A 3,608-nucleotide genomic window follows, 5' to 3' on the forward strand; every position below is an offset into this window, starting at 1 on the left:
GGCCGGGGCGCCGACCGCCGCACCGACCCGGGCGCCGACCGCCGGGCCTTCCGGTACCGGGCGGCCGACCTGTTCCCCATGTGCTCGCTGTTCAAGCCCCTGGCGGCAGCGGCGCTCGTGCGGGCGCGCGGATACGACGATGCGTACTGGTCGACGCCCATCCCGTTCACCGACGCCGACGTCGTGCGCGACTCGATCGTGCTCAGCACGCTGCGACCCCGGCAGGCGACGCCCGAGCAGCTCGCCGACGCGGCCATCCGCTTCAGCGACAACACCGCCGGCAACCTGCTGCTGCGCGAGCTCGGCGGCCCCGCCGCGATCACCGCCTTCGCGACGGAGCTCGGTGCGACCCACACGAGGCTCGACCGCTGGGAGCCCGACCTCAACGAGGCTCGCCCCGGCGACGTGCGCGACACGACCACGCCCGACGACATCGCCGCGCTGTACTCCGCGTTGCTCCTCGAGGACGCCGCCGGCGTGCTCGCCTCGTCGAGGCTGCGCGAGTGGATGCTCCGCACGACCACGTCGGGCGCGCGCATGCGCGCCGGCCTCACCGCGCCCTACGAGCTCGCGGACAAGACCGGCGGCGGCGAGTACGGCGTCGTGAACGATGCCGGCGTGCTGTGGCGGCCCGGCCTCGAGCCGACCACCCTCGTCATCCTGACCCGCACCGACCGCTTCGATGCGGTGCGGAACAACGAGGTCGTGGCCGAGGCGACGCGCATCGTCGTCGGTCGCTGAGCGCCGTCCGCGTGCCCACGCGTGCGTGAAGGCGGTCGGATGCCGCGGACGGCCGGGAATACGGTGGCCGCGGCATCCGTTCGCCTCATCGTGACTTCCCCCATCAAGATCGACATCTGGTCCGACATCGCGTGCCCGTGGTGCTACATCGGCAAGCGGCACCTCGAGGGCGGCATCGCGGCCCTCGGTGCGGACGCACCCGACGTCGAGATCGAGTACCACTCGTTCGAGCTCGCCCCCGACACCCCCGTCGACTTCGACGGGTCGGAGGTCGACTTCCTCGCGAAGCACAAGGGCCTGCCCGCCGACCGGGTGCAGCAGATGCTGCAGCACGTGACGGGCGTCGCGGCGAATGCCGGGCTCGACTACGATTTCGACGCGCTGCGGCACACCAAGACGCTGAAGGCCCACGAGCTGTTGCACTTCGCCAAGGCGCAGGGGTTGCAGCTCGAGCTGTCGGAGCGCCTGTTCCGCGCGTACTTCACCGAAGGCCGCCACGTGGGCCGGGTCGACGAGCTCGTCGAGCTGGCCGCCGAGGTCGGACTCGACGCGGAGGCCGCGCGCGAGGCGCTCGAGTCGGGCCGCTACGCCCCGGCGGTGCAGGCCGACATCGCGCAGGCGGGCGCCTACGGCATCAACGGCGTGCCCTTCTTCGTCTTCGCTCGACCTCCAGCTCGGGCGCCGGGCTCGCGGCATCCGCACTGTCGAGCTCCTCGGGTGCGATGACCGTCACCGTGCGAGCGGGGTTCGCGGCCATCGCGTCGAGGGCGGCGTCGCGAGCGAGCGGCACGAGATCGACCTCGGCGAGCTCGAGCGGCTTGGCCTCGTCGAGGCGGGCGAGGGCCAGCAGGTCCTCGACCAGGCCGCCCATGCGGATGGCCTCCTTCTCGATGCGGTCCATGGCCTGGGCCACCTCTTCGGGGCTCTGCAGGGCGCCCATGCGGTAGAGCTCCGCGTAGCCTCGCACCGAGACGAGGGGGGTGCGCAGCTCGTGCGAGGCATCCCCGACGAAGCGGCGCATCTGCTCGATGGTGCGCGCCCGGTCGCGGAAGGCCCGGTCGATGCGGTTGAGCATCGTGTTGAGGGAGCGGTTCAGCCGGCCGACCTCGGTGTTGGGCGTGGCGCCCCCGAGGCGCTGGCTGAAGTCGCCGTCGGCGATGGCGGCGGCCGTGCGCTCCACCTCGCGCAGCGGCGTGAAGGTGGAGGTCACCAGCATCCGCGTCAGCAGTGCACCGATGAGCACGACGCCGAGCCCGAAGCCGAGGAAGATCGTGAGGTAGACCGCGAGGAGCTGCTCGGTCGCCTTCGACGAGACGGCGATGATGATCGGCGCATAGGTCCCCTGCCGGTCTGCCGTCATCAGCGCGGCCACGGCTCGGAAGGTCGAGTTGCCGTCGGCGTCCCGCAAGGGGAACACCTGGTAGCCGCCGGCGTTCTTCTCGTTCACCATCGCGGGGGTGAGCATGGCGGGGAGTCGCGGCAGTTCGGAGCTCTCGCGGTCGCCCCAGTTGTGCGCCCACTTGCCGGTCTGCTCGTCGTAGACGGCGACGAAGACCTCTTCGGCCGGCCGGAAGGCGAGGTCGTCGAGGTCGGTGCCGGGATCCGCGTCGCCGCCCTCGTCGGTGAAGTACTTCATGAGATCGCCCGACGCGATCGCCGCGAGCTTGCCTTTGGTCTGCTCCTCGACGTACGAGCGGAGCATGGCGGCCGTGCCGATGCCCGAGACGAGTAACCCGAGGGTCAGCATCAGCACCGTCACACCGGTGATCTTGGTGCGCAGCGAGATGCGGTTCCACCGCTCGTTGATCGTCTGATGCATGGCTGCCCGAGTCTAGGCGGCGAAGCCTGAGTCAGGGCTTGGAGGACTTCAGCATGTACCCGAATCCCCGCTTGGTCTGGATCAGCGGCTCGTTCGAGTGCTGGTCGAGCTTGCGGCGGAGGTAGGAGATGTAGCTCTCGACGATGCCGGCATCGCCGTTGAAGTCGTACTCCCACACGTGGTCGAGGATCTGGGCCTTCGAGAGCACCCGGTTGGGGTTCAGCATGAGATAGCGCAGCAGCTTGAACTCGGTGGGGGAGAGCTCGACGGGCACGTCGCCGACGAGCACCTCGTGGGTGTCCTGGTCCATGGTGAGCTCGCCGGTGCGGATGACCGCGTCCTCCTCGGCGTGCATGGTGCGGCGCAGGATCGCCTTGATGCGGGCGACGATCTCGTCGAGGCTGAACGGCTTGGTGACATAGTCGTCGCCGCCGACGGTGAGGCCGGTGATCTTGTCCTCGGTGTCGTCCTTCGCGGTGAGGAACAGGATCGGCGCCGTGTAACCCGCTGACCGCAGTCGCTTGGTCACGCCGAACCCGTTCATGTCGGGCAGCATGACGTCGAGGATGATCAGGTCGGGCTCCTCCTCGAGCACCGCGGAGATCGTCTGCGCGCCGTTGCCGACGGCGCGCACGGCGAAGCCGGCGAATCGGAGGCTCGTGGTGAGGAGGTCGCGGATGTTGGGCTCGTCATCGACGATGAGAATGCGTGGTCCATCGCTCATGACGTCATTCTCTTGACGTTCGCTGTGATCTGCCTGTGAGTCACTTGGATGCGACGGATGGCGCGGAGATTCGCACGCAGCATCCGCCCGCTCCCGGGTCGAGGCGCACCCGCTCGGCGGTCTCGCCCACCTCGTCGGCCATGGCGCAGACCAGCGCGTGATTGAGGTCGCACAAGACCTCGGGATGCTGCACGGCCAGTTTGTGGAACGGACAGGTGCCGAGCACGGTGTCGCCGCCGTCGGCGCGCGGTTCGAAGCCGGACCGCTCGAGGGCGACGTCGAGCGCTGGGGCACCGACGGCGAGGCGGTGGCCGGCCCGGCTCG

The 3,608-nt window shown here is 69.8% G+C and carries 3 protein-coding genes and 2 pseudogenes; 2 read left to right on the forward strand and 3 right to left on the reverse strand.

Annotation, left to right across the window (positions count from 1 at the left end):
- The coding region (gene bla, locus GH736_RS19195) for a class A beta-lactamase (RefSeq protein ID WP_159606203.1) at positions 1–741 on the forward strand (741 nt) is incomplete at its 5' end.
- A gap of 90 nt (positions 742–831) precedes the next feature.
- Complete coding sequence (locus tag GH736_RS19200; RefSeq protein ID WP_159606207.1) at positions 832–1,467, forward strand: DsbA family oxidoreductase; 636 nt, start codon at positions 832–834, stop codon at positions 1,465–1,467.
- Here GH736_RS19200 and GH736_RS25795 read toward each other — a convergent pair.
- From GH736_RS25795 to GH736_RS19215, 3 genes and pseudogenes are all read right to left on the reverse strand, one after another.
- A pseudogene (locus GH736_RS25795) lies at positions 1,409–2,020 on the reverse strand (histidine kinase dimerization/phospho-acceptor domain-containing protein); the annotation flags it as partial. The gene GH736_RS19200 and the pseudogene GH736_RS25795 overlap by 59 nt on opposite strands.
- Positions 2,021–2,591: 571 nt before the next feature.
- Positions 2,592–3,284, reverse strand: a complete 693-nt coding sequence (locus GH736_RS19210; protein WP_056734571.1) for a response regulator transcription factor — start codon at positions 3,282–3,284, stop codon at positions 2,592–2,594.
- Positions 3,285–3,324: 40 nt separating this feature from the next.
- Positions 3,325–3,608: pseudogene (locus GH736_RS19215) on the reverse strand (hypothetical protein); the annotation flags it as partial.

The organism is Agromyces humi (assembly GCF_009720255.1).
GTDB lineage: Bacteria > Actinomycetota > Actinomycetes > Actinomycetales > Microbacteriaceae > Agromyces > Agromyces humi.